Annotated in this window: 14 protein-coding genes and 1 pseudogene; 9 read left to right on the top strand and 6 right to left on the bottom strand. The window is 72.0% G+C overall.

Annotation, left to right across the window (positions count from 1 at the left end; translation table 11 throughout):
• Nucleotides 1-11 precede the first annotated feature (11 nt).
• The 4 genes from ACFWB8_RS26220 to ACFWB8_RS26205 form a co-directional block, all read right to left on the bottom strand.
• Nucleotides 12-968 carry a 3-oxoacyl-[acyl-carrier-protein] synthase III C-terminal domain-containing protein gene (locus tag ACFWB8_RS26220; protein ID WP_385231867.1) on the bottom strand — a complete coding sequence of 319 codons (957 nt, stop codon included), beginning with the start codon at nucleotides 966-968 and terminating at the stop codon, nucleotides 12-14.
• Entirely contained in the window at nucleotides 965-7,162 is a 6,198-nt protein-coding gene (locus ACFWB8_RS26215; RefSeq protein ID WP_385231864.1) for a type I polyketide synthase, read from the bottom strand. The genes ACFWB8_RS26220 and ACFWB8_RS26215 overlap by 4 nt, the downstream gene beginning before the upstream one ends.
• On the bottom strand, nucleotides 7,159-9,465 hold the full coding sequence (locus tag ACFWB8_RS26210; RefSeq protein WP_385231861.1) for an FAD-dependent monooxygenase: 2,307 nt from the start codon (nucleotides 9,463-9,465) through the stop codon (nucleotides 7,159-7,161). Before ACFWB8_RS26210 ends, ACFWB8_RS26215 begins: the two co-directional genes overlap by 4 nt.
• A 104-nt stretch (nucleotides 9,466-9,569) precedes the next feature.
• Nucleotides 9,570-10,610, bottom strand: coding sequence for a ketoacyl-ACP synthase III family protein (locus ACFWB8_RS26205; protein WP_385231858.1), 1,041 nt, complete (start codon nucleotides 10,608-10,610; stop codon nucleotides 9,570-9,572).
• Between the two features lie 521 nt (nucleotides 10,611-11,131).
• Between ACFWB8_RS26205 and ACFWB8_RS26200 the strand changes: the two genes are divergently transcribed.
• From ACFWB8_RS26200 to ACFWB8_RS26190, 3 genes and pseudogenes are all read left to right on the top strand, one after another.
• A complete protein-coding gene (locus ACFWB8_RS26200) occupies nucleotides 11,132-11,983 on the top strand; it encodes a metallophosphoesterase family protein (RefSeq protein ID WP_385231855.1) in 852 nt (283 codons plus the stop codon).
• 89 nt (nucleotides 11,984-12,072) lie between these two features.
• Nucleotides 12,073-12,663: a 4'-phosphopantetheinyl transferase gene (locus tag ACFWB8_RS26195; protein WP_385231852.1), complete on the top strand. Its 591-nt coding sequence runs from the start codon at nucleotides 12,073-12,075 to the stop codon at nucleotides 12,661-12,663.
• A 135-nt stretch (nucleotides 12,664-12,798) separates the two neighbouring features.
• Nucleotides 12,799-13,155 (top strand): annotated as a pseudogene (locus ACFWB8_RS26190) (ABC transporter substrate-binding protein); the annotation flags it as partial.
• Between the two features lie 52 nt (nucleotides 13,156-13,207).
• Here ACFWB8_RS26190 and ACFWB8_RS26185 read toward each other — a convergent pair.
• Entirely contained in the window at nucleotides 13,208-13,852 is a 645-nt protein-coding gene (locus ACFWB8_RS26185) for a CatB-related O-acetyltransferase (RefSeq protein WP_385231849.1), read from the bottom strand.
• 252 nt (nucleotides 13,853-14,104) lie between these two features.
• Here ACFWB8_RS26185 and ACFWB8_RS26180 point away from each other — a divergent pair, with 252 nt between their 5' ends.
• Together ACFWB8_RS26180 and ACFWB8_RS26175 are read left to right on the top strand one after the other, a co-directional pair.
• Nucleotides 14,105-17,428 carry a right-handed parallel beta-helix repeat-containing protein gene (locus tag ACFWB8_RS26180; RefSeq protein ID WP_385231846.1) on the top strand — a complete coding sequence of 1,108 codons (3,324 nt, stop codon included), beginning with the start codon at nucleotides 14,105-14,107 and terminating at the stop codon, nucleotides 17,426-17,428.
• A gap of 50 nt (nucleotides 17,429-17,478) precedes the next feature.
• Nucleotides 17,479-18,684, top strand: a complete 1,206-nt coding sequence (locus ACFWB8_RS26175) for a S8 family serine peptidase (protein WP_385231843.1) — start codon at nucleotides 17,479-17,481, stop codon at nucleotides 18,682-18,684.
• Between the two features lie 34 nt (nucleotides 18,685-18,718).
• Here ACFWB8_RS26175 and eccCa read toward each other — a convergent pair whose 3' ends face one another.
• Nucleotides 18,719-22,693: a type VII secretion protein EccCa gene (gene eccCa / locus ACFWB8_RS26170; RefSeq protein WP_385231840.1), complete on the bottom strand. Its 3,975-nt coding sequence runs from the start codon at nucleotides 22,691-22,693 to the stop codon at nucleotides 18,719-18,721.
• 229 nt (nucleotides 22,694-22,922) lie between these two features.
• Here eccCa and eccD point away from each other — a divergent pair, with 229 nt between their 5' ends.
• From eccD to ACFWB8_RS26150, 4 genes are all read left to right on the top strand, one after another.
• Nucleotides 22,923-24,332, top strand: a complete 1,410-nt coding sequence (eccD, locus tag ACFWB8_RS26165) for a type VII secretion integral membrane protein EccD (protein WP_385231837.1) — start codon at nucleotides 22,923-22,925, stop codon at nucleotides 24,330-24,332.
• A 26-nt stretch (nucleotides 24,333-24,358) separates the two neighbouring features.
• On the top strand, nucleotides 24,359-25,849 hold the full coding sequence (gene eccB, locus ACFWB8_RS26160) for a type VII secretion protein EccB (protein WP_385231834.1): 1,491 nt from the start codon (nucleotides 24,359-24,361) through the stop codon (nucleotides 25,847-25,849).
• A 155-nt stretch (nucleotides 25,850-26,004) separates the two neighbouring features.
• Nucleotides 26,005-26,355 carry a hypothetical protein gene (locus ACFWB8_RS26155; RefSeq protein WP_385231831.1) on the top strand — a complete coding sequence of 117 codons (351 nt, stop codon included), beginning with the start codon at nucleotides 26,005-26,007 and terminating at the stop codon, nucleotides 26,353-26,355.
• 49 nt (nucleotides 26,356-26,404) lie between these two features.
• The gene (locus ACFWB8_RS26150) at nucleotides 26,405-26,725 is read left to right on the top strand and encodes a WXG100 family type VII secretion target (protein ID WP_385231828.1); all 321 of its coding nucleotides are present in this window, start codon (nucleotides 26,405-26,407) and stop codon (nucleotides 26,723-26,725) included.
• Nucleotides 26,726-26,764: the final 39 nt, after the last annotated feature.

Here is a 26,764-nt window from a genome sequence, read left to right as displayed (position 1 = left end):
CTCGGTGGCTGTCACCTCGCACCTCCCCGGTGGGTCAGGGCGAGGGCGGTGAACGTCGCTCCGGCACCGACCCCGGCCATCAGGTAGTGCCGGCCGGCGACGAGGCGTCCCGCGGCGCGGAGCGTCGCGTAGTTGACGAACGGGTCGGCGGCGAAGCAGTGGCTGTAGCGGGCGATGTTCTCCAGGAACACGCGGTCCGCCGGGATGCCCAGCTCGGCGATGGTGTTGCGCCAGGCCAGCATGTTGACGTTGTGCGGGATCACCAGGTCGATGTCCTCCAGGGCGAGTCCGGCCTCCCGCACCGCCCTGCGGATCACGTCGGCGAGCACCGGCGCGTATGCCTTGCCGTACAGCGCCGCTTCCTCCGGGGGCAGCGAGATCAGGCGCGCGTATTGCCCCAAGGTGCGGCTGACGTGGGAAAGGACGGGGTCGCCCGAACCTGCCGCAGCGATCAGGCACGCCGCGGCGCCCTCTCCCATGAGGGCCGTGTTCGGCACCTTCTGGATCAACGGCGAGTACGGCTTGTCGCCGATGACGAGCAGAGCCCGGTCGGCCGGGTCGCCGTCGGCCAGGAGCCGGGCCACTACCTCGACGGCCCCGAGCCCACTGGCGCAGTTCTGCTGACTGAGGGCGAATGCCTCCGCGTCAGTGAGCCCGAGTGCGTCGCGCAGGGCGGTGGCCGCGTCGAAGCCGGCCGGCGCGACCTCGTGGATGGCGTGCGCGTAGACCACGAACCGGATCCGGCGCGGGTCCCGGAGGCCGTCCACGACCTGCCGGGCCGCCGGCAGGAGCAGGTCGAACAGCGATGCCGTGGGCTCCTGGTGCAGGGTGTGCAGGCCGTGGACCTTGCGGAACAGCGACATCTTGGCCCGGCTCAGGCCCAGCGGCTCCGACAGGCTCTCTATGACGACCCGCCGGTCCGGCAGATGGCTCTCCACCCGTTCGAGGGTGGCGATCGGAGCGGTCATGACCGTGCTCCGTCCCGGTCCGTCCCGGCGAGGACCGAGTCCAGCCAGTGTGTGACGGCCTGCGCGGTGGTCCCCGCGTGCTCCGCCAGCATGGTGAAGTGGTCGCCGGGGACATCCACCGTGGTGTCCGCGAGCGGCCAGCGCGGCCGGTCGTGCGTGCCGGTGCGTTCCCCCGCACGTACGAGGAGAGTGGGCACGGACAGCCGCTGCGGAGTCCATCCGTCGAAGAGCTGGATGTATCCGCCCATCGCGATGAGCCGGTCGTCGTCGAGCCACTGGCTGCTGTGTTCGTCAAGCATCTGGTCGGCGACCATGGACAGATCACTGATGTCCAGCGGGCTCGCCAGGGTGTCGATCAGTACGACGGACCGCGGGGCCGTGCCCTGTTCGGCCAGACGCTGGGCCACGGCGTGCGCGATCCAGCCGCCGGTGGAGCGGCCCAGCAGTACCAGCGGCCTGCCGTCGGCGAGTCGGGCCGCTCCTTGGGCCAGCAGGTCGACGAGGGCCGGCAGCGAGGCCGGCAGCGGCTGGTCCGGGGTGAACCCCGGAAGTGGCGGGACCGAGACCGCGCGGCCGTCGATGTGCGCGGTGAACTGGTCGTACTCCTGGGGCCCCGAAATGGCGATCATGGACGGGAAGCAGATGACGACCGGCGCCTGAGCGGGGCCGGACGCCCGCGGGAACGACGGCGGCTGAGCCGCGTCCTCGAAGCGCGGACGGATCCCCGCCGCCGACACCAGCAGTGCGATCGCCCGGTCGAGGTGCCCGCTCTCGTGCGCGGCACGGAAGAGCGGGACCAGGGTGCCCGACGGCGCGGCCGGTGCCGGCGCACCGGGCGCGAGGGTGCCCAGTTGACCGAAGACGTGCTCCGACAGGTCGCCCACGCTGGGGCGGTCGAAGACGACGGTCGCCGGCAGTCGCAGGCCGGTCGCCTGGTTGAGCGCATTGCGTAGCTCCAGCGAGGTCAGCGAATCGAAACCGAGGTCCCGGAAGGGGGTTTCGGTGTCGATGGCGTCGACGTTGCCGTGGCCGAGCACGGCGGCGACGATGTCCTGCACCGTGTCGGTGACCGCCTTGAGACGGCGGTCCTCGGGCAGCCCCGCCAGCTTCTCGCGCAGGGACTCGGCCGAAGCCGCAGAGCCGCCGACGGCGGACGGGAGGGCTTGCGCCCCGTTGCCGGCGCGGCGTGCGGCGGTCTTCACGAGTCCCCGCAGCAGCGGCGGCAGGGCCTGGCCGGAGGTGCGCAGGGCCTTGCGGTCCAGCCGCACGGGCACCAGTGCGGCGGCGGAATCCCCGCATGCCGCGTCGAAGAGCTCCATGCCCAGCTCGGCGGAGACGGGCAGGACGCCGTAGCGCTCCATCCGCTTGAGGTCCGCGTCCTGCAGTGTGTCGGCCATGCCACCGGTGGGCTCCCATACGCCCCAGGCCAGCGCTGTCGCGGGCAGCCCGCGCCGGGCACGGTGGTGTGCGAGGGCGTCGAGGAAGGCGTTGCCCGCGGCGTAGCTGCCCTGGCCCGGGCTGCCGAGGGTGCCGGCGACCGAGGAGAAGAGCACGAAGGCGCCCAGGTCCATGTCCTGGGTGAGCTCGTGCAGGTGCAGGGCGGCATCGACCTTGGGGGCGAGTACCTTGTCGAGCCGCGCGGGGGTCAGCGAGGTCAGGATGCCGTCGTCGAGCACACCCGCCGTGTGGACCACGGCGGTCAACGGGTGTTCCGCAGGGATCGCTGCCAGCAACTCGGCGACAGCCCGGCGGTCGGTGACGTCGCAGGACACAACCTTGGCGCTCGCCCCCAGTTCGGCCAGTTCGGCGACCAGGCTTTCGGCGCCTGCGGCCTGCGGACCACGACGGCTGACCAGCAGGAGACGTCGTGCCCCGTGTGCTGTCACGAGGTGGCGGGCGAGCAGCGCACCGAGCCCGCCCGTGCCACCGGTCATCAAGACGGTGCCCTGCCAGGCGGCTCCCGGGGAGTCGGCTTCGGCAGTCGACACGGTCTTGGTCTTCAGTCGCGGTGTCAGCAGCACGCCGTCGCGGACGGCCACCTGCGGTTCGCCCGTGGCGAGGGCCGCGGACAGACCGGGGATGTCGGGACCGGCGGTGGCCTGGTGGTCGTGGTCGACCAGGACGAAGCGCCCCGGAGCCTCGGACTGGGCCGAGCGGACCAGTCCCCACACGGGAGCGGTCGCCAAGTCGGTCACGTCGTCCTCGGCACCGGCGGCGATGGCCCGCCGGGTGATGAGGGCGAGCCGGGCGGGGCCCTCAGGTCCCCGGTCGAGCCACTGCTGCAGGAGGGCCAGCACTTCGCCGGTGGTGGTCCTGACCGTGGCGGCGACATCGTCCGAAGCGGCCGGGACGCAATCCACCACCGTTGCCCCGGCGCTGACCGAGTCCGAAGCGAGGGCGTCGAGCAGCTGCGCGGGAGAGGCGAAGTACTGGTAGCTCTCCTCGACGGCCGAGGCGGCAGGAGCACTGATCTGTGCCCATTCGACCTGGAACAGCGCGTCGTTGAAGGTACGGCGGCCCCCACCGATCCGGTCTCCGGCGACTTGACGGGAGACGAAGGATTCCACCGAGGCGACGGCGTTGCCCTCCTGGTCGGCGACGGTCAGGGCGATCGAGTCGGGGTTCTCGCGTGAGAACCGCACACGCAGGGAATCGGCGCCGACGGCGTGCAGTCGTACGCCGTTCCAGGAGAACGGGAGTCGGCCCACGGCGTCGCCGTGGCGTATCCCGTCCCAGGCCAGGGCGTGCAGGGCCGCGTCGAGCAGCGCCGGGTGCAGGCCGAAGGCGCCTGCCGTGTCCTGCTGGTCGGCGGACAGCGCGACCTCGGCGAACAACTCGTCGTTCCGCTGCCAGACGGCGCGCAGCGCCTGGAAGGCCGGCCCGTAGGAGAAGCCGATGTCGGCCAGGCGGTCGTACAGGCCGTCCAGCTCCACCTCTGAGGCGTCGTGCGGAGGCCAGTCCGTCAGCCCCTCGGGAGCCGCGGCGGTATTGGAGAGGGCCAGCCAGCCGGCGGCGTGGCGCATCCAGCCGCTCTCGTCCGGCCCCTCTTCGGGAAGGGAGTGGAGTACGACCGCGCGGCGGCCGTCCTGCTCCGGCGCGCCCACGGTGAGCTGCAGGCGGACGGCGCTCTGTGCGGGGAGCACCAAGGGCTCCTGGAGCGTGAGTTCTTCCACGACGTCGCAGCCGACGTGGGCGGCGGCCCGGTTGCCCAGTTCAAGCAGCGCGGTGCCGGGTACGAGGACCGTGTCGTGGACGACGTGGTCGGCGAGCCACGGGTGTGACTGCTGGGACAGCCTGCCCGTGAACACCACACTGTCGTCGGTGGCGATGTGGGTCACCGCTCCGAGCAGCGGATGCTCGGGGGAGCTGAGCCCGAGCGAGGTGACGTCCCCGGCCGTGGTGGGCTCGTCGAGCCAGTAGCGCTCGCGCTGGAAGGCGTACGTCGGCAGGTCGACGCGGCGTCCGCCGAGATCCCCGAGGACCGCCTGCCAGTCGGGGGCGACGCCGTGGACGAAGAGTTCGGCAAGCGCGGTCAGCACCGCCGCCGGCTCGGCACGGCCCCGCCGCAACAGTGGTACGACCAGGGCCTGGCGCTCGTCGCCGAGGCACGCCTTGACCAGGCCGGAGAGCGTACCGTCCGGGCCGATCTCCACGAAGGTGCGGACCCGCTCCGCGTAGAGCGTCTCGACGGCGTCGCTGAACCGCACGGGGCGGCGCACGTGCTCGACCCAGTAGCCGGGGCGGCACAGCTCCTCGGCGGTGGCGAGTGCTCCGGTCACATCGGACACCAGGGGGATCTGCGGCGCGGAGAAGGACAGGCCGGCCACCAGTGCGGCGAATTCGTCCAGCATGCCGTCCATGTGGGGCGAGTGGAACGCGTGGCTGACCGGGAGGTCCCTGGTCCTGCGGCCCTGATCGCGGAAGTGTCCGGCGATCTCGGCCACGACGTCCGCGTCGCCGGACAGGACCACGGACTGCGGACCGTTGAGCGCCGCGATCGATGCGAGGTGCTCACGGCCGGCCAGGGCGGCCAGCGCCTCGGCTTCGGTCACCTGGACCGCGGTCATCGCGCCGCCGCCGGGCAGCGCCTGCATGAGCCGGCCGCGGGCGGTGACCAGCTTGGCCGCCTCGGACAGGGACAGGACTCCGGCCACGTGGGCAGCGGCGATCTCGCCGATGGAGTGCCCGGTGACGTAGTCGGGGCGGAGGCCCCAGGACTCGGCGAGCCGGTAGAGCGCCACCTCGACCGCGAAGAGCGCGGGCTGGGTGAATTCGGTCCGGTTGAGGAGCCGTTCGGGATCGTCCTCGGCGAAGAGGACTTTGGTGAGCGGTACGTCCAGGTGGGCGTCGAGGGCATCGCACACGGCGTCGAAGGCCTGGGCGAACGCGGGGTGTGCGGCGTGCAGCTCCCGCCCCATCTGCAGGCGCTGGCTTCCCTGGCCGGTGAAAAGGAAAGCCGTGCGGCCGGTGTTGCGGGTGGTGCCACGTACGACGTGGGCCGCGGAAGTACCGGCCGCGACGGCTTCCACTCCGCGCAGCAGTTCGCCGGCGTCGCTGCCGATGACGACGGCGCGCTGCTCCATGGGCGTCCGGGCGGTGGCGAGGGTGAGAGCGGCGTCCGCCGTGTGCTGGGCCGCGAGCGCCGTGTGGAGCTTGGCCGCCTGCCCGCGCAGGGCTTCGGCGCTGCGGGCCGAGAGGATCCACGGCACCAGGGCGCCGTCGACGGGCGCCGGCACGGCTGCCTCCTGCGCCGGCGGTTCCTCGATGATGACGTGGGCGTTCGTACCGCTGATGCCGAACGAGGAGACACCGGCACGCCGTGGCCGGCCGGCCCGGGGCCACGGCACCGGCTCGGTCAGCAGCCGTACGTCTCCGCTCTCCCAGTCCACGTGCGAGCTCGGGGCGTCGATGTGCAGGCTCTTGGGCAGCCGTTCGTGCTGCATCGCCTTGACCATCTTGATGATCCCGCCGATGCCGGCGGCGGACTGCGTGTGCCCGGTGTTCGACTTGAGGGAACCGAGCCACAGGGGGCTTCCCCCGCGTCCTTGCCCGTACGTGGCAAGCAACGCCTGCGCCTCGATCGGGTCGCCGAGCTTGGTGCCCGTTCCGTGGCCCTCCACCGCGTCGACGTCGGCCGCCGTGAGCCCGGCGGAGGCCAGGGCCTCCCGGATCAGCTTCTCCTGGGAGGGCCCGTGCGGGGCGGTCAGGCCGTTGCTGGCACCGTCCTGGTTGACGGCGGAGCCCCGGACGACCGCGAGAACGCGGTGGCCCTTGCGACGCGCGTCCGACAGACGTTCGACGAGGAGAGTTCCGGCTCCTTCGGCCCAGGCAGTGCCGTCCGCGCCCTCCGCGTACGACTTGGCCCGCCCGTCGGGGGCAAGTCCGCGCTGGCGGCTGAACTCGGTGAAGGAGAATGAGGTCGCCATCAGCATCACGCCGCTGACGACAGCGAGCGAGCACTCGTCGCGGTGCAACGACTGACCGGCGAGGTGCAGGGCGACGAGCGAGGAGGAGCAGGCCGTGTTGACGGTGACGGCCGGGCCGTCGAAACCGTAGGTGTAGGAGATGCGGCCGGAGGCGACGCTGCCGGCGCTGCCCACGCCGAGATACCCGTCGATGCCCTCGATCGGCGTCTTGAGGAAGCGCAGACCGTACTCGTCGCACATGATCCCCACGAACACGCCGGTGTTCGTACCGCGCACGTCGTCGACGACGATCCCGGCGTCCTCGAACGCCTCCCAGGTGGTTTCGAGGAGCAGCCGCTGCTGCGGGTCGATCGTCAGGGCCTCTCGGGGCGAGATCCCGAAGAACGCCGGGTCGAACTCGGACGCATCGTGCAGGAAGCCGCCGGCCCGGACGTAGGTCTTGCCGACGCGGGCCGGATCGGGGTCGTAGATGTTCTCCAGGTCCCAGCCCCGGTCGGTCGGGAAATCGGTGATGGCGTCCCGGCCCTCGTCGACCAGGTTCCACAGCTCGTCGGGCGTGCTCACACCGCCGGGTAAACGGCAGCTCATTCCCACGATCGCGAGGGGCTCGCGCGAGCGCTCCTCGACCTCGCGCAGGCGGGTCTCGGCCCGGTTCAGTTCGGTGGTGGTGCGTTTGAGGTACTGCAGGAGCTTTGCTTCGTCGGACATGCGCCTTGTCTCTCTGCTTCGCGTGGGGGCGGGCTGACTCGTCTGGCGGTGACGGGTCATCGGTCCTCGGCCGCGCCGAGCCTGCTGTCGAGGTAGGCGAACAATTCCGCGGCGGAGGCCTTCTCGATCTGCTCCCCGGCGGCGCCGGGGGCCGGGGCGAGGCGCTTGGCCAGGCCGACGAGGCGGTCGGCCATCTCGCTACGGAGCGCTTCCTGGCCGGTCTCGGCGAGAGCGGGCGCCAGTTCTTCCAGTCGGGCGAGCACGTCGAAGGGATCCGCAGGGTCGGCGGCGGCCGTCTGGGCGAGACGCGTCCAGAGATGGCCGGCCAGGGCTTGGGGGGTCGGGAAGTCGAAGGCCATCGTGGTGGGCAGCCGCAGGCCCGTTTCCTGTTGCAGGCGGTTGCGCAGCTCGACCGCGGTGAGGGAATCGAGTCCGAGGGAGAGGAAGGTCGCGGTGCCGGCGGCGGCACTCACCTTCTCGTCCTCCAGGAGTTCCGCCACCAGGTCCAGGGCCCGCTCCACCAGTACGGCGCGGCCGGCGTCAGGGCTGAGCCCGGCCAGGCGGGCGGGCAGGGCCGCCTGCTGCGAACCCCCGGACTCGGCGCCTGCCACCGCGCCGAGCCGGGCATAGAGGTCGAGCTGGTCGTCGCTGAGCCAGTACTCGGCGATCCGGCCGTCCTCGAAGCGGAGGATGTCCACTCCACGGAAGGTCACTTCGGTGCCCGGCGCAGCCGTGGCCGTCGCGGGCCGGTCGCCCGTCCAGGTGCCGCGGAAGACCCAGCGGCCGATGGCGTAGTCACCCACGAAGAAGGGGCCGAGCTCACCGGTGATGGCGGCGTCGTCGGCGTAGGAGGACCGGAAGGCCGCTATCCAGGCGGCGATCTGCGGGCCGTCGCTCAGCGTCGCGGGGTCGGGCATGCCGAACTCGGGGATGTTGACCCGCATGGTCCGGGAGACGTAGTCGTCGGCGATGGCGTAGTCGCCGTTCCAGAGCCGGTTCCACGCATCCCACAGTTCCTGGTGCGTGTGACCCGTGCTGCTGGTTCGGCTCGCACCCCCGTCCTCGTCCCCGCCGGCCGCGTCCTCCCCGGCCAACTGCCGGAGCACGGCCTCGGACAGGCCGTGTCCGTTGACCTTCTCCATACGCGCCACGATTTCGGGGGACAGGAACTCCTCCACCGTCATGAGACGGGAGCCGAAGGTGTGGAAGTGCGCGGCCATTTCGGGGTCGCGCGCGGCTGCCGAGAAGGAGAACTCCTCGATCTCGTTGAAGGGACGGGCCGTCGCGAAGTCGGCGATGAGGTGGTGGTGGGGCCCGGTCTCCGCGGCGTGGCGCGCGCTGTACTTCAGGAGCGCGGCGTCGAGGGCGGTGTCGGTTGTCGCGTCGCCCCCACCGGTGAGGGCGGGCGCGCTCTCCGATACCAGCCACTGGGCCGACTGCATGGCCCAGGCGCACCCCACGGCCGCCAGGGGATCGCTGGCCAGAGCCGCGTCGCCGATCAGCGCGTATCCCGAGCCGGCCGGCTCGCGGGAGATGAGCGGGTAGTTGACCGTTCCGATGATTTTGGAGATCCGTTCGGCACTGTCGATGTCCGGAGCCTCGGGCAGGGAGCGCACGAAGTTCATGTACGCGCCTTCCAGGTCGGCTTTGAACTCGCCCAGCCGCGGCTTCGACACGACGGCCGCGATGACGGTGACGTCGTCCTCCATCGGCATGACGTACGCGTTGTCGGGCTCGAGGTAGTAGACGCGTGCGGCGTCACCCGCCTGCCGGGCAAGGCCCTTGAAGTACGCGAAGTAGCTGAAGCGGCCGTTCTCCGTCGTCTCGGCACGGGCCCCCGCCAGTCGGGCCCCCGCCAGTCGGGCGACCGTAGACTCCTTGCCGTCCGCGCCGACGACGAGCCGGGCGCGCAGGGAGAAGGCCTCTTCGCCGGCGGTGCCGGCGACGCCCACGACGCGGCCGTCCTCGACGAGGAGCTCGTTCACCGTGTGGCCCGGCTTCAGGTCCACGCCCTCGGTGCCTGCGGCCAGGCGCCGTAGCAGCGGGTCGAGGGTTTCCCGGCGCACGCTGTAGCCGTGGGCGCCGGCCGCGTCGTGCGGCGGTGTGATCCAGCCCCAACGGGTCCAGTAGTGGGCGGTGTTCCGGATGGCCCCCGCCTGCTCCAGTGCCTTGTCCAGACCAGTCGCCACCATGACGGGGTACGCGGACGCCTGGATGTAATGGGTACACAGGACCTTGTGCGCGTCCATGTCGGAGCGGCGCTCCAACAGAGCCACCCGTGCCCCTTGCTGTGCGTAAAGAATGGCCGCGGTACATCCGCCGACGCTCGCGCCGTTGATGATCACGTCGTATGCGTTGCTCACTGCTTGGGTTTCCTTCCGCTCCGGCCTGGGACGCGAAGTCGCCTGCCGGGAAAGAGAAATGACTTGACGCCCGAGATGCTCCGGGCGGCGGCCTGGTCCCGTGGCTACAGGGCTTCCAGGACTGTGCACGACCAGGTGAAGCCGCCGCCGCCGCCGAGGACCACGGCGATGTCTCCGGACTTCAGTGCCCCGGACACCACGATGTGCTCGGCGTTGGCCAGCAGGTCGCCGGCTCCGAGGTGGCCGCTGGACTCGCGCACGGCAAAGACCTCCGCCTTCACAGCAGCGTCCAGCGCGGGGCGGTACATGAGGTCGAGAACGCTGTCGCCCAACCGGGGCAGGACCACGCACACGATGCGGGGGTCCTCCGTCTCCACCTCGGCATCGGCCAGGGCAAGCCGGAGCACTCGGTTCACGCACCGCAAGGCCGCGCCCCGGAATCCTTCGATGCCCCCGTGCATTTCGAGGTAGGCCTTCTTCGGGCGCTTGACGTCGACGCGGCCGCCGCCGTGCGCGAGAGGCGCGACGCTGAAGTGGTCGCGTCCCCGGTACATCTCCTCGAAGGAGGCGTCCGTGACGAAGGCCAAGGAGCGCAGACGCAGAGCCCCGGGACGCTCGTCCGGTCCCCGGCGTCGCAGTAGCGCGGCCGTACCGGCGTCGCCGTAGGCCACGCCGTAGTCCGACGCCCACCGGTCGAAGCCGGGCAGGGAGAACCTGTCCCCGGTAGTGACCAGGGCCGCCTCGGCCCGCGGATCGGCGACCAGCTTCTGCGCCGCGATCCCCAGAGCAGCCGCCCCGGAGTTGGACATCTGCTGCACGCCCAGTGGCAGAGCGGCGCCGGCGCCGATGTGATGGGCGATGTAATGGGCCGGCGACCAGAAGTCGTGCCCTTGGTAATAGGTCCACCCGTGGGCGACAAGGGCGATGCGGGCCGGGTCCCACGCGGCGTCGGCGAGTACACGGCGAGCGGCTCGAACAGCCATCTCGGGTGCCGCGAGATCTTCCGAGACCGGCACCTCTGTGAGTGCCAGGTCCTCGGCGTCACCGACGGTCAAGCGTCCGGCGGCGACCATCGCGCTCGCGCTTTCCCTGCCGTCGGGAATCCAGGTGGCCACATTTAATATTAATTCTTGCGCTAACTTCACCGAACCCTCTCCCCCGTTTCAACGATGTACAGATATGCAGGCCAGAGCCCAATCCGTGCACCGTTGATCTACGACCACAACCCTGGCAACCGCTCAGGCGATCTGTCAAGGCGATATGGGCTGACCCCACCTGTCCGGCGGTCAGTGGCTCAAGGGCGCCGCCGGCCCGGACTTGAAGTGGAGTTTCACCGTTTGCTGTTTGCCCGCAGCCAGGCCGCACGGGCCAAGCGCGCACGGGCGCAAGCGGAATGGATCTGCAGCCTTGATGGACGAAAACCGGCCATGTTTCCCCGTAGGTTGGCTTCAAGATCGATCCTCTGGAGCTGGAACCTTGACCGGCCGCCCGGCCGCATCCTTCGCTGGTGCAACCCATGCTGATCCCACCCACTGCAACCATGCAAGATTCAATAAACAGGGTGTGGGGTTCTGTTTTACGTGCCCACCCCGACAGAAACCGCGGAAATCAAATGAGGTATCTTGCGACACGGGAGGGAATTGTGACGGAGGCCGACCCCGGCGGGTTGCTCACAACAAGTGCCAGGCTTCTCGCGGTCAGCGACCTGCATGTCGCGTACGCCGAGAACCGTTCGGTATTGGAGCGTCTACGCCCGACATCGGAAGGCGATTGGCTCGTCGTCGCCGGCGACGTGGGCGAGCTCGTCTCCGATGTGGAACGAGCGCTGGGCATCCTGGCGCGGCGGTTCGAACGGGTCATCTGGGCCCCGGGAAACCACGAGCTGTGGACGCATCCGAAGGACCCCTGCCGACTGCGCGGCGAGAAACGCTACGCGCACCTCGTCGACCTGTGCCGCTCCATCGGTGTGCTGACCCCGGAGGACCCGTACGCGGTGTGGCAGGGCGACGGCGGGCCGACCGTCGTAGCGCCCCTGTTCGTCCTCTATGACTACAGCTTCCGCGCGCCCGGCACGCTCACCAAGGCGGAGTCCCTGGCGCGGGCGGTGGCGACCGGCGTGGTGTGCGCCGACGAGTTCCTGCTGCACCCCGACCCGCATCCGACGCGGGACGCGTGGTGCCGTGCACGTCTGGCGGAGACCGAACGACGGCTCGCCGAGATCGACTTCGCACTGCCGGTCGTACTCGTCAACCACTTCCCCCTGAAACGGGAGGAGACCGCTGTCCTGCGCCACCCCGAGTTCGCGCAGTGGTGCGGCAGCGAACAAACGGCCGACTGGCACACCCGGTACGGCGCGACCGCCGTCGTGTATGGGCACCTCCACATTCCGCGTACCACGTGGCACGACGGGGTCCGCTTCGAGGAGGTGTCCCTCGGCTACCCGCGGGAACGCCTGAATTACGCCTTCGACCGTCCTTGGCCGGTGCAGATCCTGCCGGCCCCCGGCGGTGCCGCGTGATCGCTGCCCTGCTGCCGCCGCACGTCGCAGCCGCCGAGGAGTTCGGGGACCCGCCGGGCGGGTTCCTCTTCACGGAGGAGGCTGATCTCGTGGCCGGTTCCGTACCGCTGCGACGCGCCGAGTTCACGACGGTACGGATGTGCGCGCGCCGGGCCATGGCGCGACTCGGCGTCGAACCTGTTCCCCTGCTCCCGGGCCTTCACGGCGCGCCGCGGTGGCCCTCCGAAGTGGTCGGGGGCATGACCCATTGCGCGGGATACCGGGCTGCGGCGGTGTCCCTGCGCCGGTACGTCACCGCCATCGGCATTGACGCGGAGCCCGATCGCCACCTGAAGCCCGGCGTGCTGCCCACCATCGCCGGGCCGGAGGAACAGGACCATGTCCGGCACCTGCGTCTCTTGCATCCCCGGACCGCGTGGGACCGGCTGCTGTTCAGCGCCAAGGAATCCGTCTACAAGGCATGCTTCCCCGCGATCGGCAACCGACTCGGCTTCTTCGACGCGGCCATCAGCTTCGACGCGTCCGCCGGGACCTTCCGGGCCCGTCTGCGGACGCCGGGCGTGGTCATCGCAGGCCGCCACCACCACATGCTCGACGGCACATGGCACGCGGGCGGCGGATTGCTGCTCACCTCAGTCGTGATCGCCGTCTATGAGCGGATGGGGCTTGATCCGCTTTGACGGACGTTCGAGATCAGGGGTTCGTCCCCGGGAGGTGTCCGTCATGGAGAGCATGGGGAAGAAGAAGCCTCGCCCTCGCCGTTCGTTCACGTCGGAGTTCAAGGCTGAGATCGTCGAGCTGTGCCGGCGCGATTTCAGGCGGCCGGCCTGTCGACCCTGCCCCCGGTCACCGGTCAGGACGCCGAACTCGCCGGCGTGCAGCGGATCGTGGCGGGCGAGCAGTTCATGACCGTCTACAAGCCGTACGCCCCCGAGGCGGAGGCAGCGGCGGCGATGGCCGTCGCGCTGGCCAAGGGCGAGAAGATCGACGAGATCATCAACCAGGTGGTCGACAGCCCGACCACCAAGCGGGTGCCGGCGGTGCTCGTGCCGAGCATCTCCCTCACCAAGGACAACGTGAAGGCGACCGTGATCAAGGACGACGTCTACACGGTGGCCGAGATCTGCACCGACAAGTTCAAGGCCGCCTGCGATGCGATCGGCCTCAACTAGGCTCTCCCTTCCGGGACTTGCCCGACCCGCGCCGCCCGGTGGCGTGGCAGGCTCAGGGGCGTGGTGCGATCTTTTCGAGGTCGTCGACGGTGCCCGACATGATGGTCCGGACGTGTTCGGTGATGTGCGCCGCGGGCCAGTCCCACCAGGCGAGTGCGAGCAGGCGGGCGATGTCGTGGTCGTCGTAGCGGGTGCGGATGAGCCCGGCCGGGTTGCCGCCGACGATCGCGTAGTCGGGGACGTCGTCCGTCACCACGGCGCCGGAGGCGATGATCGCGCCGTGGCCGATGCGCACCCCGGGCATGACCCGTGTGTCGTACCCGAACCAGACGTCGTTGCCCACGACGGTGTCGCCCCTGCCCGGCAGGCCGGTGAGCAGGTCGAAGTGTTCGGCCCAGGAGCCGCCCATGATGGGGAAGGGGAACGTGGAGGGGCCGTCCATACGGTGGTTCGCGCCGTTCATGATGAACCGCACCCCGGTGCCCAGCGCGCAGAACTTCCCGATGACCAGTTTCTCCGGCCCGTAGTGGTAGAGCACGTTCCGGGTCTCGAACAGGGTCGGATCGTCCGGGTCGTCGTAGTAGGAGTACTCCCCGACCTCGATCAGCGGTGAGGTCACCAGCGGCTTCAGCAACACCACGCGCGGCTGGTCGGGGAACGGGTGAAGCACCGTCGGATCCGCGGGAAGTTGATTCACGGCAGTCGCTCCCTGTTCGGCGATGGGTGGCCGGCCCCTCCATTCTGCCCGTGCCGCGCGGCTGTTTCGGCGGTGAGCCGGCGCCAGCCGGCAGCCGGTAAAGATCAGTTAGGCTGGCGTTCGCGCGGGGGGCGTCCGGGCGGGCCGCCCGGTTCGGGAACCTCACGCCCGGCATGACGGTCATACTCAGCAACCACACCCACTGGCCTGCCCTCCTGCCGTCTCCAGGCACGGGGCCGGGGAGGAACCACCGTGTCACGTCAGGTACTCACCGTCGGCCCGGGTCGGCCCGATGCCTTCCCCACCATCGGTGAAGCCCTGCAAAGAGCCCGCCCCGGCGCCGTTCTGCGCATCCTGCCCGGCACGTACGAGGAACGGCTCACCATCACCAGCTCGGTGACCCTCGTCGCCAACGACGGCCCCGCCACAGTGGAGATCGCCCCCCGGCACGGCACCGCGCTCACCCTGCTCACCGACGCCGTCCAGCTCAGCGACCTCACACTGCGCGGCTACGACGCCGAACTCCCCGTCGCCGACGCCCCCCGCGGCCAGATCGCCATGGACGGCTGCGACATAACCGGCGCCGCCTGGACCGCCCTGCTCGGCCGCGGCACCGGCTCACTGGTCCTGCGCGACTGCCGGATCTCCAACGCGGTCGGCGCCGCCGTGGTGACCACCTCGGCCGAGGAGAGCGTCCTGGAATCCTGCGTCATGGAGAACCTCGGCACCTCCGCCGTCGTGATCGCCGAGAGCGGCCGCGCCACCGTCCGCCGCTGCGTCGTGCGCGACGCCCGCGGCAACGGGATCCTCGCCAACGGCCATGCGCAGGGCGTCATCGAGGACTGCCGGATATCGGGTACGGAGAAGCCCGCGATCGCCCTCGAAGGCGAGAGCGCCCTGCGGGTCGCCCGTACCGAGGTGCACGACGCGGTCGTCGGCGTGTACGTCACCTCCACCGGGCGCAGCCGGCTCGAGGACATCACGGTGACCGGTACCACCGGCCACGGCTTCGTACTGTCCTCCGGCGCCGCCCCGCGGCTGACCCGCTGCCGCAGCGAACGCACCCGGGGCCACGGGCTGCTGGTCGTCGACCGGGCGCGGGGCACCATCGAGGACAGCTCCTTCCACACCGCGGAGAGCGCCGCGATCCGCGTCGCGGGTCCCTCCGCGCCCACCCTCACCCAGGTACGGGTCCACCACAGCACGGGCGTCGGCGTCCTGCTGGAAGAGGAGTCCACCGCCGAGTTCGACGGCCTGGAGGTGGAGGAGGCCGGCGGCGCCGCCGTGTCCATCAGGTCCGGCGCCGCCCCCCTGCTGCGCCGCACCCTGACCACCGGCGGCGCCGGGCCCGCCGTCGAGGTCGTGGCCGGCGGCCGCGGCCGACTGGAGGACAGCCGTATCGACCGGCCCGGCGGGGCGGCGCTGCGGGTGGCCGACCAGGGCACCCTGTCGGTGGCGGGCACCGTCCTGCGCGAGCCCGGCGGCCGCGGCATATCCGTCGGCCCGGCCGGCACCGCGACCCTGCGCGACTGCACCGTGGAGAACGCGGCCGAGGGCGGCATCGAGGTGGAGGACGGCGGCGAACTCACCGCGCTGCGCACCCGGGTGGAGAAGTCCGGCGCGCACGGCATCCGCGTGGCCGCCGGCGGCCGCGCCGCGCTCACCGCCTGCGAGGCGTCGGCGAACGAGGGCGACGGCATCCGCGTCGAAGGCTCCGGCCCGGTGGCGCTGAGCGGCTGCATCGTACGGGACAACAAGGACAGCGGACTGCGGCAGACCACGGCCGGCGAACGCGTGAGCGTGGAAGACCTCGACAGCACCGGCAACGCCGTCCCCGACATCTGGGGCACCCCCGAGGAGGCCCGCGGTCTGGAAGGGCGGCTGCCCGCCGGGGCGATCCCCGCCCCCGTACCGGGCCGCGCGTCGGAGGGCCCCATCGGCGAACTCGAGGCGCTGGTCGGCCTCGCGGGCGTCAAACAGCAGGTCCTGACCCTCATCAACCTCAACCGCCTCGCCCAGCGCCGCGCGAGCTTGGGGCTGCCGCTGCCGCCGATGAGCCGGCACCTGGTCTTCGCCGGTCCGCCCGGCACCGGCAAGACCACCGTCGCCCGGCTCTACGGCAGCATCCTCGCCCAGCTCGGCGTCCTGCGCTCCGGACACCTGGTGGAGGTCTCCCGGGCCGACCTGGTCGCGCAGGTCATCGGCGGTACCGCGATCAAGACCACGGAGGCGTTCACCCGGGCCCTGGGCGGCGTCCTGTTCATCGACGAGGCGTACACCCTGCTGTCCGACGGCAAGGGATCGGGCGCCGACTTCGGGCAGGAGGCCATCGACACCCTGGTGAAGCTGATGGAGGACCACCGGGAGGACGTGGTCGTCGTGGCGGCGGGCTACGCGCCGGACATGGAGTCCTTCCTCGCCTCCAACCCCGGCCTGGCCTCCCGGTTCACCCGCAGCATCGAGTTCACCGACTACACCACCGACGAGCTCGTCACCATCGTCGACGCCATGTGCACCGCCCACAGCTACGAACTCGCCCCGTCCGCCCGCGAGGCACTCGTGGTCTGCTTCGACCGCATACCGCGCGACGCCGTGTTCGGCAACGGCCGTACCGCGCGTAAGGTGTTCGAGGAGATGGTCGACCGGCAGGCCTTCCGGCTCGCGGAGCTCCACGACGCCGACGAGCACGCGCTGACCCAACTGCTCGCCGAGGACGTCGGCGTGGACCTCACCGAGGACGCCGAAGAGGACGCCGACAGCGAGTCGGGGCCGCTCGCGAGGCTCCGGGCGATGGTCGGTCTGGCGGCCGTCAAACGCGAAGTCACCGACCTGGTCAACCTGTTGTCCACCGCCAAGCGCCGCAGCGAGGCGGGACTGCCCGTCTCCAGGATCAGCAACCACCTGGTCTTCGCCGGCCCGCCCGGCACCGGAAAGACCACCACCGCCCGGCTGTACGGCGAACTCCTGGCCTCCCTGGGCGTCCTGCCGCGCGGCCAGCTCATCGAGGTCTCGCGCGCCGACCTGGTCGGCCGCTACATCGGCCACACCGCGCAGATGACCCGGGACGCCTTCGACCGCGCCCGCGGCGGTGTGCTGTTCATCGACGAGGCGTACGCCCTCACCCCCGACTCGGCGGGCGGCGCGGACTTCGGCAAGGAGGCGGTGGAGACCCTGCTGAAGCTGATGGAGGACCACCGCGACGAGGTGGTGGTGATCGCGGCCGGCTACACCGAGGAGATGGACCGCTTCCTGGCCTCCAACCCGGGACTGGCCTCGAGGTTCACCCGCCACGTGGAGTTCGAGGACTACAGCTCGCAGGAACTGGTCACCATCGTCCGCGACCACGCGCTGGCCCAGGGCTACGAATGCGGACCGGGAACCGAAGCGGCCCTGCTCGAGCTGTTCGACGCGGTTCCCCGGGGCCGGTCGTTCGGCAACGCCCGCCTGGCGCGACAGACCGTGGAGGCGATGATGACCCGCCAGGCCGGCCGCGTCGCCGCCCTGGCCGCGCCCGACGTCGACGACCTGCGCATGCTCCTGGTCCAGGACATCCCGCCCTCCGGCTCCCGGCGCTGATCCGGGCCCGACCCCACCCGCAGATACGTCGCGACAGTGAGGAAGCCCTCATGACAGCCCGTCCGCCCCGCCAGCCCCACCCGTCCCGACGCCGCCAGGCCGTGGGCGCGGCCCTCGCAGCGCTGGTGCTGACCGGCGCCGCGGCGCCGCACGCGACGGCGGCGGAAGGGGTGGACCTGCCGCCCATCGCGACGGCGGTCGCCCCGGACAAGCCGTGCACCGCCGAGTCCGCCACCGTCGTCAAGGCGGTGCCCTGGGCGCAGCAGGCGCTCAACCTGGCCCATGTCTGGCAGCTGGGCCAGGGCGCCGGGGTGACCGTGGCCGTGGTGGGCACCGGCGTGTCCACTTCCGCGCCCGCGCTGGCCGGCCGTGTCACCGCGCTGGGAGACGCCGGCAGCGACTGCGCCGGCCACGGCACCTTCCTGGCCGGCCTGGTCGCAGCCCGGCCCGCCATCGGCCAGGGCCTCTCCGGGATCGCTCCGCAGGCCCGGATCCTGGCCGTACGCGGTACGGGTGTGCGCGGCGAGCCCGACGCGGGGCGGCTGGCCGCCGCGGTCACCGAGGCCGCCGACGCGGGAGCCAAGGTCATCGTGGTCGGCACCTTCGTGGCCGCTGACACCCCCGCACTGCGCGCCGCGGTGGCCCACGCGCTGGAGAAGGACGCCGTGGTGGTGGCCACGGCCGCGCCGGAGCACCAGGCGGGTGCCTCGGGCGACGCGCCGGTACGGGTCTACCCGGCGGCCCTGCCCGGTGTGATCTCGGTGGTCGACTCGGCCCCCGGCGGCGAGCGCCCGCAGAACGCGCCGGTCGCCGAGCACGCCGACCTGTCGGCCCCCGGCGACGGCATGGTCGGCATCGGCCCGAAGGGCGACGGGCACTGGACGGCCTCGGGCAGCGCGGAGGCGGCCGCCGTGGTGGCCGGCGGCGCCGCCGTGGTGCGGGCGTACCACCCGGAGCTGACCGGTCCGCAGGTCCGGGCCAGGCTCCTGGCCACCGCCTACCCGGGCGCCCAGCCCGCGCTGGACCTCTACGCCGCGGTCTCGGCGACCGAGCCGCCCGGCGCCGGCACGGGCACCGCCGCGCCGGCCGGGACGCTGCGGGTGCCCGCCGCCACCGTCGACACCGGCGCGGGGCGCACCGCCCTGCTGGTTGCGGGCGGGGCGGGCGCCGTACTCCTGACGGCACTGCTTCTGATGGCCGTGGTCCCGCGCGGCCGCGCCCGCCGCTGGCGGCCGGGCGGCAGCGGCGGGCAGTAGGCGGTCCGGGCGCACGGCCCGGCGGCGCCCCGCGTCAGGAGGCGGGGTCCTCGGGCAGCGCGAGCTGGACCAGGCTGGTCTTGCGGCGGGCGACGCGGATGGCCCGCCCCGGCGGCAGCGTACGGGGCTTGACGTTGCCGAAGAGATAGCCCTCGGAGGCCGGGCAGGACAGCAGCAGCGCCGGGGTGTTGACCTCCTGCATACGGCGCAGCAGGGCGTCGTTGAGGCCGCGGCCCGCGCCCGCCGCCGAGCGAGCGACGACCATGTGCAGGCCGACCTCGAAGCCCAGCGGCAGGTGGTCGAGGACCGGGTCGAAGGGGTTGCGCATGGCAGTGGTGCTGATCATGTCGTAGTCGTCGACCAGCACGAAGATGCGCGGCCCCGTCCACCAGTCGCGCAGCCGCATCCGCGCGGGGGTGATGTCCTCGCCGGGAAGGCGCGTCGTCATCGCCCGCCCGGTCCCGTCGAGCAGGTCGCGCAGCGGCTCGGCGGAGACCGCGTGCCCGAGCCGGTACTCCTCGGGCACGGCCTCGATCAGGCCGCGCCGGTAGTCCACGACCAGCACCTTGGCCTCGGCGGGGGTGTAGCGCTCGGTGATGGCCTTGGCCACCAGGCGGAGCATCGCCGTCTTGCCGCTCTCGTTGTCGCCGACGACGATCAGGTGCGGGCTCTCGGCGAAGTCGTGCCACACCGGGGCGAGCCGTTCCTCGTCCAGGCCGATCGCCAGGCGCAGATCGCCCTCGGGGGCGGGGAGTTCGGCGGCGTGCAGGGTCGTCGGGAGCATCCGTACCCGCGGCGCGGGCGGTGCATCCCAGCTCTCGGCGACGGCCTCGACGAAGGCGGCGACGCCCTCGGAGAGGTCCTCGGGGTCCTCCACCCCGTCGATGCGCGGCAGTGCGCCGAGGAAGTGCATCTTCTCGGGGGTCAGGCCGCGGCCGGGCACGCGCGGCACGGTGGCGGCCTTGCGGACGTCGATGCCGGACTCCATGGCATCGCCCATCCGCAGCTCCAGGCGGGTGCCGGTCTGGTCGCGGACGGCGGGGGACAGCTCGGCCCAGCGGGCGGTGGTGATGACCACGTGCACCCCGTAGTTGAGGCCGCGGCCGATGACTCCGTTGACCACGCTGACCAGGTCCATGAAGTCGTTGCGCAGGGTGGACCAGCCGTCGATGACCAGGAAGACGTCGCCGAAGGGCTCCTCGGGGAACTCGCCGGCCGCGCGCCTGCGCCGGTAGGTGGCCATGGAGTCGATGCCGTGCTCGGCGAAGAACAGCTCGCGCTGGTTGAGTAGGGAGGTGACCTCGGAGACGGTGCGGCCGATGCGCTCGGTGTCCATCCGGCCGGCGACCCCGCCGACGTGTGGCAGGCCGGTGAGCCCGGACAGGGTGCCGCCGCCGAAGTCCAGGCAGTAGAACTGCACTTCGCGGGGGCTGTGGGTGAGGGCCAAGGCCGCGATGAGCGTACGCAGCAGGGTGCTCTTGCCGCTCTGCGGTCCGCCCGCGATGCCGACGTGGCCGCCGGCGCCGGACAGGTCGACGGTGAGCAGCTCGCGCTGCTGCTCGAAGGGCTTGTCGACGATGCCGACGGGGACCACCAGCCGGGCCCGCGCCTGCGGGTCGGCGACGGTCAGGCCGTGGTCGGCGTCGGGTTCCAGCGGCGGCAGGATCTGGTCGAGGGTGGGCGGCAGGTCCAGCGGCGGGAGCCACACCTGGTGCGCGGGCGGGCCGGCGTCGGCGAGCCGTTCCAGGGCCACGGAGAGCAGCGTCTCGCCGGTGTCGTGCTCGGACCCGGCGGGATCCGGCTCGGGTTCGGGAGCGGCGGGGAGGTCCCTGGGTACGGTCCAGTCGGTCGTCCAGGGCACGATCTGCCCCGCGATCCGGGCCTGCGGGATGTTGCCGAGGCGGCTGCCCCGGTGCGGTCCCGAGACGTACGCGGCACGGAAGCGGGTCAGCGCCTCCACCCCGCTCTTGAGGTAGCCGCTGCCGGGCTGCGGCGGCAGGTGGTAGGCGTCGGGGACGCCCAGCACGCCGCGGCTCTCCATCGCGGAGAAGGTCCGCAGGCCGATGCGGTAGGACAGGTGGCTCTCCAGCTGGTGCATCCGGCCCTCGTCCAGGCGCTGCGAGGCGAGCAGCAGGTGCACGCCGAGGCTGCGGCCGAGCCTGCCGATCATCACGAAGAGCTCGATGAACTCACGGTGTGCGGCGAGCAGTTCGCTGAACTCGTCGACGACGACGAACAGCGAGGGCAGCGGCGCGAGCGGAGTCCCGGCCGCGCGGGCCTTCTCGTACTCCAGGACGGAGGTGTAGTTCCCCGCCTTGCGCAGCAGTTCCTGGCGGCGCATCAGCTCGCCGTGCAGGGCGTCCTGCATGCGCCCGACCAGTGCGGACTCGTCGGCCAGGTTCGTGATCACCGCGGAGGTGTGCGGCAAGCCGTCGAGGCCCAGGAAGGTGGCCCCGCCCTTGAAGTCCACGAGGACGAAGTTGAGGGTTTCGGAGGAATGGGTGAGGGCCAAGCCCAGTACGAGGGTGCGCAGCAGCTCGCTCTTGCCGGAGCCGGTGGCGCCGATCAGCATGCCGTGCGGGCCCATGCCGCCGAGCGCCGACTCCTTGATGTCCAGTTCGACGGGCTTGCCGTCCTCGCCGATCGCGATCGGCACCTTGAGCCGGTCGGCGCCGTCGACGCGCCGCTGCCACAGGGTGGCGGGCTCGTGGCGGCGCAGGTCCGGGATGCCGAGCAGGGCGGTGAGTTCGGTGTCGGCGGCCATGGGTTCACCGGTGTCGACGGCGAGGCCCATCCGGTAGGGGGCGATGAGCGTGGCGAGGGTGCGGGCGGCGACCGGGCCGAGGGCGTCGGGGTGGCCCAGGGCGGTGGTCTGCTCCTTGCGCTCGCGGTCGGTGCGGACCAGGCCCACCGTGTCCTCGTCCACCTGGAGGCGCAGGGTGGTGCGGCCGGGCTTCCACGACAGCGCGCCGGACAGGTCGATGACCACGGTGTTGCGGTAGCCCGGTCCGTCCGCGCGGTGGCCGGCGGGCACGGCGCCGCCGTCGATCACCAGGACGGTGTACGGCTCCTCGCGGGCCGGGAGCGCCTCCGGGTCGAAGGGGGAGCGGGCGGTGAACTCGGGTCCGAGCCGGTCTTCCAGCTCCCCGAGGGTGGCGCCGACCAGCCGGGCGGGGCCCGCGCCGTCGTGCTCCTCGGGGTGCTGGGCGTGCGGCAGCCACTTCACCCAGTCCCAGGCGGCGCGCCGCTCGTCGCTGACGCACAGCGCGATCCACAGGTCCTCGGGGGAGTGGAAGAGGGCCAGTTGGGCGAGCACGGCCCGCACCAGCGACCGGTTCCGCTCCTCGTCCTCGCCGCGCAGCAGCACGCGCGACCAGGCCCGCAGGTACAGGGCGATCGGCTGCTCGGGCACGGTGCCGTAGGCGCGGATGAAACTGCGCAGCGCGTGCGCGGACAGCGGTTCCAGGTCCTCGACGGGCTTGGTGGACATCGGGGCGAGCCGTACGGAGAGCCGCTGGTCGCCGACGGCGACGCGGATCTCGGCGAAGTCGTCGTCGGTGGGGCGGCGTTCCCACAGTCGCGAGGTGCGGGCCAGCGCCCACAGCCCGGCCGGTTCCGGGTGGCGCCAGGCCAGCGCGAGCTGCTGGTCGCTGATGGTGCGCCGGATGCGGCGGCGGCTTTGGGCGAGGTAGCGCAGATAGTCGCGGCGCTCGCCGCGCAGCCTGCGCTTGCGGTCACCGGAGGTGCGCACCAACTGCCCCACGACCATGGCGACGGAGGAGAGCAGCATCAGGCCGATGGCCATGTAGCTCATGACGGTCGCCTCGCCGGGACGGACGAACATCAGCAGCATCGCGACCGAGGTCAGGCCCATCGGCAGGTACATCCACATGGCAGAGGAGTTGGGCTGCGCCTCGGGGAGCGTGGGCGGCTCCTGCAGGCTCATCTCGCCCTGGGGCATGTCGGGGCCCCGGCGGCGGGCCGGACGCCGGAAAAGGACCGTGCTCAACGAGGGACTCCTCGGTCTGGGGGTGCGGTGTGCCGGCGCGGGGCGCCGAGGCCTCCCGGCTGCAACGGGATTAGACCGTACGTCAGATGATCAGGAGTATGCGAGCTGGTGTACCAAATCGCCGGTCTGTAATGATGTCGTCGGATGATCATTGGATTGCCAGGCAACCCGATCGTCGCCATCTCCCTCTTGCTGCGCGAGAACCCCCTCACCGAAGTGTGGCGTGCCCATGACTGATTCCTCGGCGGCCGGCCTGTGCCGGCTCACGGTCCGAACTCCCGAAAGGGTCGTCGACCTCGCCGTACCCGCATCGGTGCCGATCGCCGACCTGCTGCCCACCCTGGTGACGTACGGCGGCGAGGGCCTGGAGGAGAGCGGGCTCGACCACGGCGGCTGGGTGCTCCAGAAGCTGGGCGGCGCGCCGCTCGACGAGGAGGGCACCGCCCAGTCGCTCGAACTGCGCGACGGGGAAGTGCTGTACCTGCGACCGCGCGCCGACCGGTTGCCCGAGGTGCACTTCGACGACCTGGTCGACGGCATCGCCACCACCCTGCGGGCCACCGGGCAAGCCTGGAACGAGCGCTACACCCGGATCACGCTCCGGGCCGTCATGGTGGCGGTGCTGGCCGCCGGGCTGCTGGCCCTGGCCCTGCCCGGCGGTGACCGCCAGCTGCGGGCCGGGCTGGCGGCCGCCGCCGGGGTCCTGGTCCTGGCGGGCGCCGCTTCCGCGAGCCGCGCGGTGGGCGACGCCGCCGCGGGCGCCGCGCTCGGCGTCATGGCGGCCCCGTACCTGGCCCTGGCGGGCGCGCTGCTGCCGACCGCCGCGAGCGGGTCCGGCGCCGCCGCCCCGGGGGAGCTGCTGGGCGCCCAACTGCTCGCCGGATCCGCGGCGGGCGCGGGCGGCGCCGTACTGGCGGTGGCCGCGGTGGCCGCGTACGTACCGCTGCTGACCTCCTCCGCCGTGGTGGCTCTGGCCGGAGTGGCGTGGGGCTCGCTGATGCTGCTGATGGACATCCCCGCCTCCCACGCCGCGAGCCTGACGGCGGTACTGGCCGTGGTGTTCGGGGCCATGGTCCCCGCGCTGTCGGCCCGCCTCGCGGGCCTGCGGCTGCCCGCCCTGCCGACCAACGCCGACGAGCTCCAAGAGGGCATCGACCCGCACGACAACGAACTGGTCGTGACCCGCTCCGCCTTGGCCGAGGAGTGGATGACCGCTCTGTTCGGGGCCGCCGGGCTCGTCTGCGGCGGCTGCCTCGCGGGCCTGCTGCTGGACCGCCCGGGCCTGCCGGCCCTGATCACCGCCGGCGTGCTGGCCCTGGTCCTGCTCCTGCACGCCCGCGGAATCGGCGCCGCCCCGTCCCGGATCGCCGTACTGCTGCCCGGTGTCGGAGGCCTGCTGTTCCTGGCCTTCGCCACCTCGGCCCGGATCTCCCCGGGGCTGCGGCCCGCGCTCGTCGCCGTCCTGCTGGCGGTGGCCGCGATGGCCGCCATCGCCTCCTGGACGGTGCCCGGCCGCCGGATGGTCCCGTACTGGGGCCGCGCGGCCGACCTGCTGCATTCGATCGCGGCGGTGGCCCTGCTGCCGCTGGCCCTGTGGGTGCTGGGTGCGTTCGGCGCACTGCGCGCCATCGGGAGCTGACCGAATGACGGCCGAGAGGAGGCGCCGTGCAGTCCAGGCGTGACCAGGTACAAGCGCACATGTTCGTCGTCGGAAGGCTCACCTCGGGCATGCTCCGGGCCGATCCGGACGCCCCGGACAGCACGGTCGGCCGGACCACGCGCGGGCTGGGCGTCGGCATCGCCGTATCGCTGCTGCTGGCCGTGGCCTTCCTGCTGTACGGGCTGATCTCGCCCGGCGGCGGGCAGACCTGGCGCGACGACCGGGCCCTGCTCGTCGAGAAGGAGACCGGCAACCGCTACCTGCTGCTGGAAGGGGCGCTGCGACCGGTCGGGGACTACGCCTCGATCCGGCTGATCCTCGGTGAACAGCCCAAGGTGAAGACGGTCACGGCCCGTTCGCTGCGCGGGGTCCCGCACGGTCTGCCGGTGGGCATCGCCGGCGGACCGGGCACCCTGCCCGGCCCCGGCGACGTCAACAAGGGGCTCTGGCTGGTCTGCGCGACGACCGCCACCGACCCCTCGGGTGCGACGCTGGCGCGCACCTCCCTGCGGGTGGGGCAGCCCGCCTCCGGCCCCGATCCGCTGGCGGGCGGGCACGACCCCGCCGACCAGGGCGTACTGGTGTCCGGCCCGGACGGCGTCCGGTACGTGCTGTGGCACGACCGGCGGCTGCGGCTGGACGCCGAGCACGGCGCGCCCCAGGCGCTCGGCTACTCGGCGGCGACCGCCCTCCCGGTGAGCGCCGCCTTCCTCGACAGCGTGCCCGCGGGCCCCGACCTGACGGCCCCGGAGGTGCCGGGCCGGGGAACGGCAGGCCGTGCGCTGGGCGGCAGCGCCACCAAGGTCGGACAGGTCTTCCTGGTACGGCCGCCCGGCGGGCAGGAGCAGTACCACCTGATGACCGGCGAGGGACTGCGGCCGGTCTCGGCGACCGCGGCGGCCCTGCTGCTGGGCGACCCGCGCACCGTGCAGCAGGCCTACGCGGGACAGGCCGCCAGCGCGCTCCCGCTGGGCGCGGACCAGTTGGCGGCAGGCACGGCCACCGGTGCGCCGGCGGGAGCGCCCGCCGCGGACGGACTGCCCGCCGCGCCGCCGCGGCTGCTGGCGCCGGACGCCGGTGAGGGGCTGTGCGTGAGCGTGCGGCCGGACGGGGTCAACCCCCGGGTGGGGCTGACGGTCGTACAGTTCGGCAAGGCGGCCGCTGCCGCCGGCCCGGTCGCGGCGGGCCTGGGCACCACCCCGGCCTGCCTGCCGGTCGACCAGGTGTCGGTGCCCGCGGGCGGCGGAGCCCTGGTGCAGGCACTGGGCGCCGGCGGCGGCAGCATCGGCAGCACCCTGTACCTCGTCACGGACACGGGGGTGAAGTACCGGCTGGCGTCGAAGGCCACGGCCAAGGCGCTGGGCTACGAGGGGACACCGCCCCAGGGCGTGCCCTCCCGGCTGCTGTCGATGCTGCCCACGGGCCCCGTGCTCGACCCGGCGGTCGCCGCCCGTACGGTGACCGCTCCGGCGGCCGCGGACACGTGTGGTGGCTGACCCGCTCCGGAGCACCGCGAGCCGGCGCACGCGGGCCGGTGATCGGTGTCCGGAAACTTGGCCTGAAAACACCTGCGCCACAAGGGAACCCATCCGCCTCATCGGCGATCTCCCAGACCAGCAGGTGACCAAATCGAACAGAGAAGGACATCTCCATGGCGGAACCGGACATCATCAACGGACAGCAGTCGTCCGTCGCTTCCACCCGCAGCGGCATCATGGCCCTGGAGCAGGCGTTCACCGGCATCATGCGGATCCGGACGGACGTCAACTCCACGCAGCACACCCTCGGTTCCGGCTACCAGGGCTCCGACGGCGGGGGCTTCCAGAAGCTGCTGACCGCGTGGGACCAGCAGGTCGACGTGATCCTGCGCAACCTCGACGGCATGGTCGACACCCTCAACCAGACGCTCGCCAAGCACAACGAGCAGCAGGGATCGACCAATACGGACATCGACTCGGCGTTCAGCCGGTCCGAGGCGGCCTTCAAGGCCATCACCGGCTGACCCTGCCGCCACCGCTGAATCGATTCCCCACCACTTTACGGAGACCCGCATGGCCGGAAACACCAGCGACGGCTACATCCACGTCGACTACAGCTCCATGACCAACTCCGCCGACGACATGGTCCAGCAGACCAAGGCCATCGCGGCGACGATCGCCAGCCTCGACCAGGAGCTCAACACACTGAAGACGACCTGGTCCGGTGCCGACGCGGCGGCCTACGTCGGCAAGCAGCAGACCTGGGACGCCGCGGTGAAGGCGCTGGAGGAGATGCTCACCTCGCACGCCGGCCTGCTGGGCCAGATCTCGGACAGCTACAAGTACACCGAGAACAGCCTGCAGCAGATGTGGAGTTCCGTGAAGATCGGCTGACGCCGGTCACCGATGCTGCGGCGCCGGCTGCCGCGCACC

The sequence above is a fragment of the Streptomyces sp. NPDC060031 genome, assembly GCF_042736805.1.
Classification (GTDB): domain Bacteria; phylum Actinomycetota; class Actinomycetes; order Streptomycetales; family Streptomycetaceae; genus Streptomyces.
This window is presented reverse-complemented; position numbering and strand designations above follow the sequence as displayed.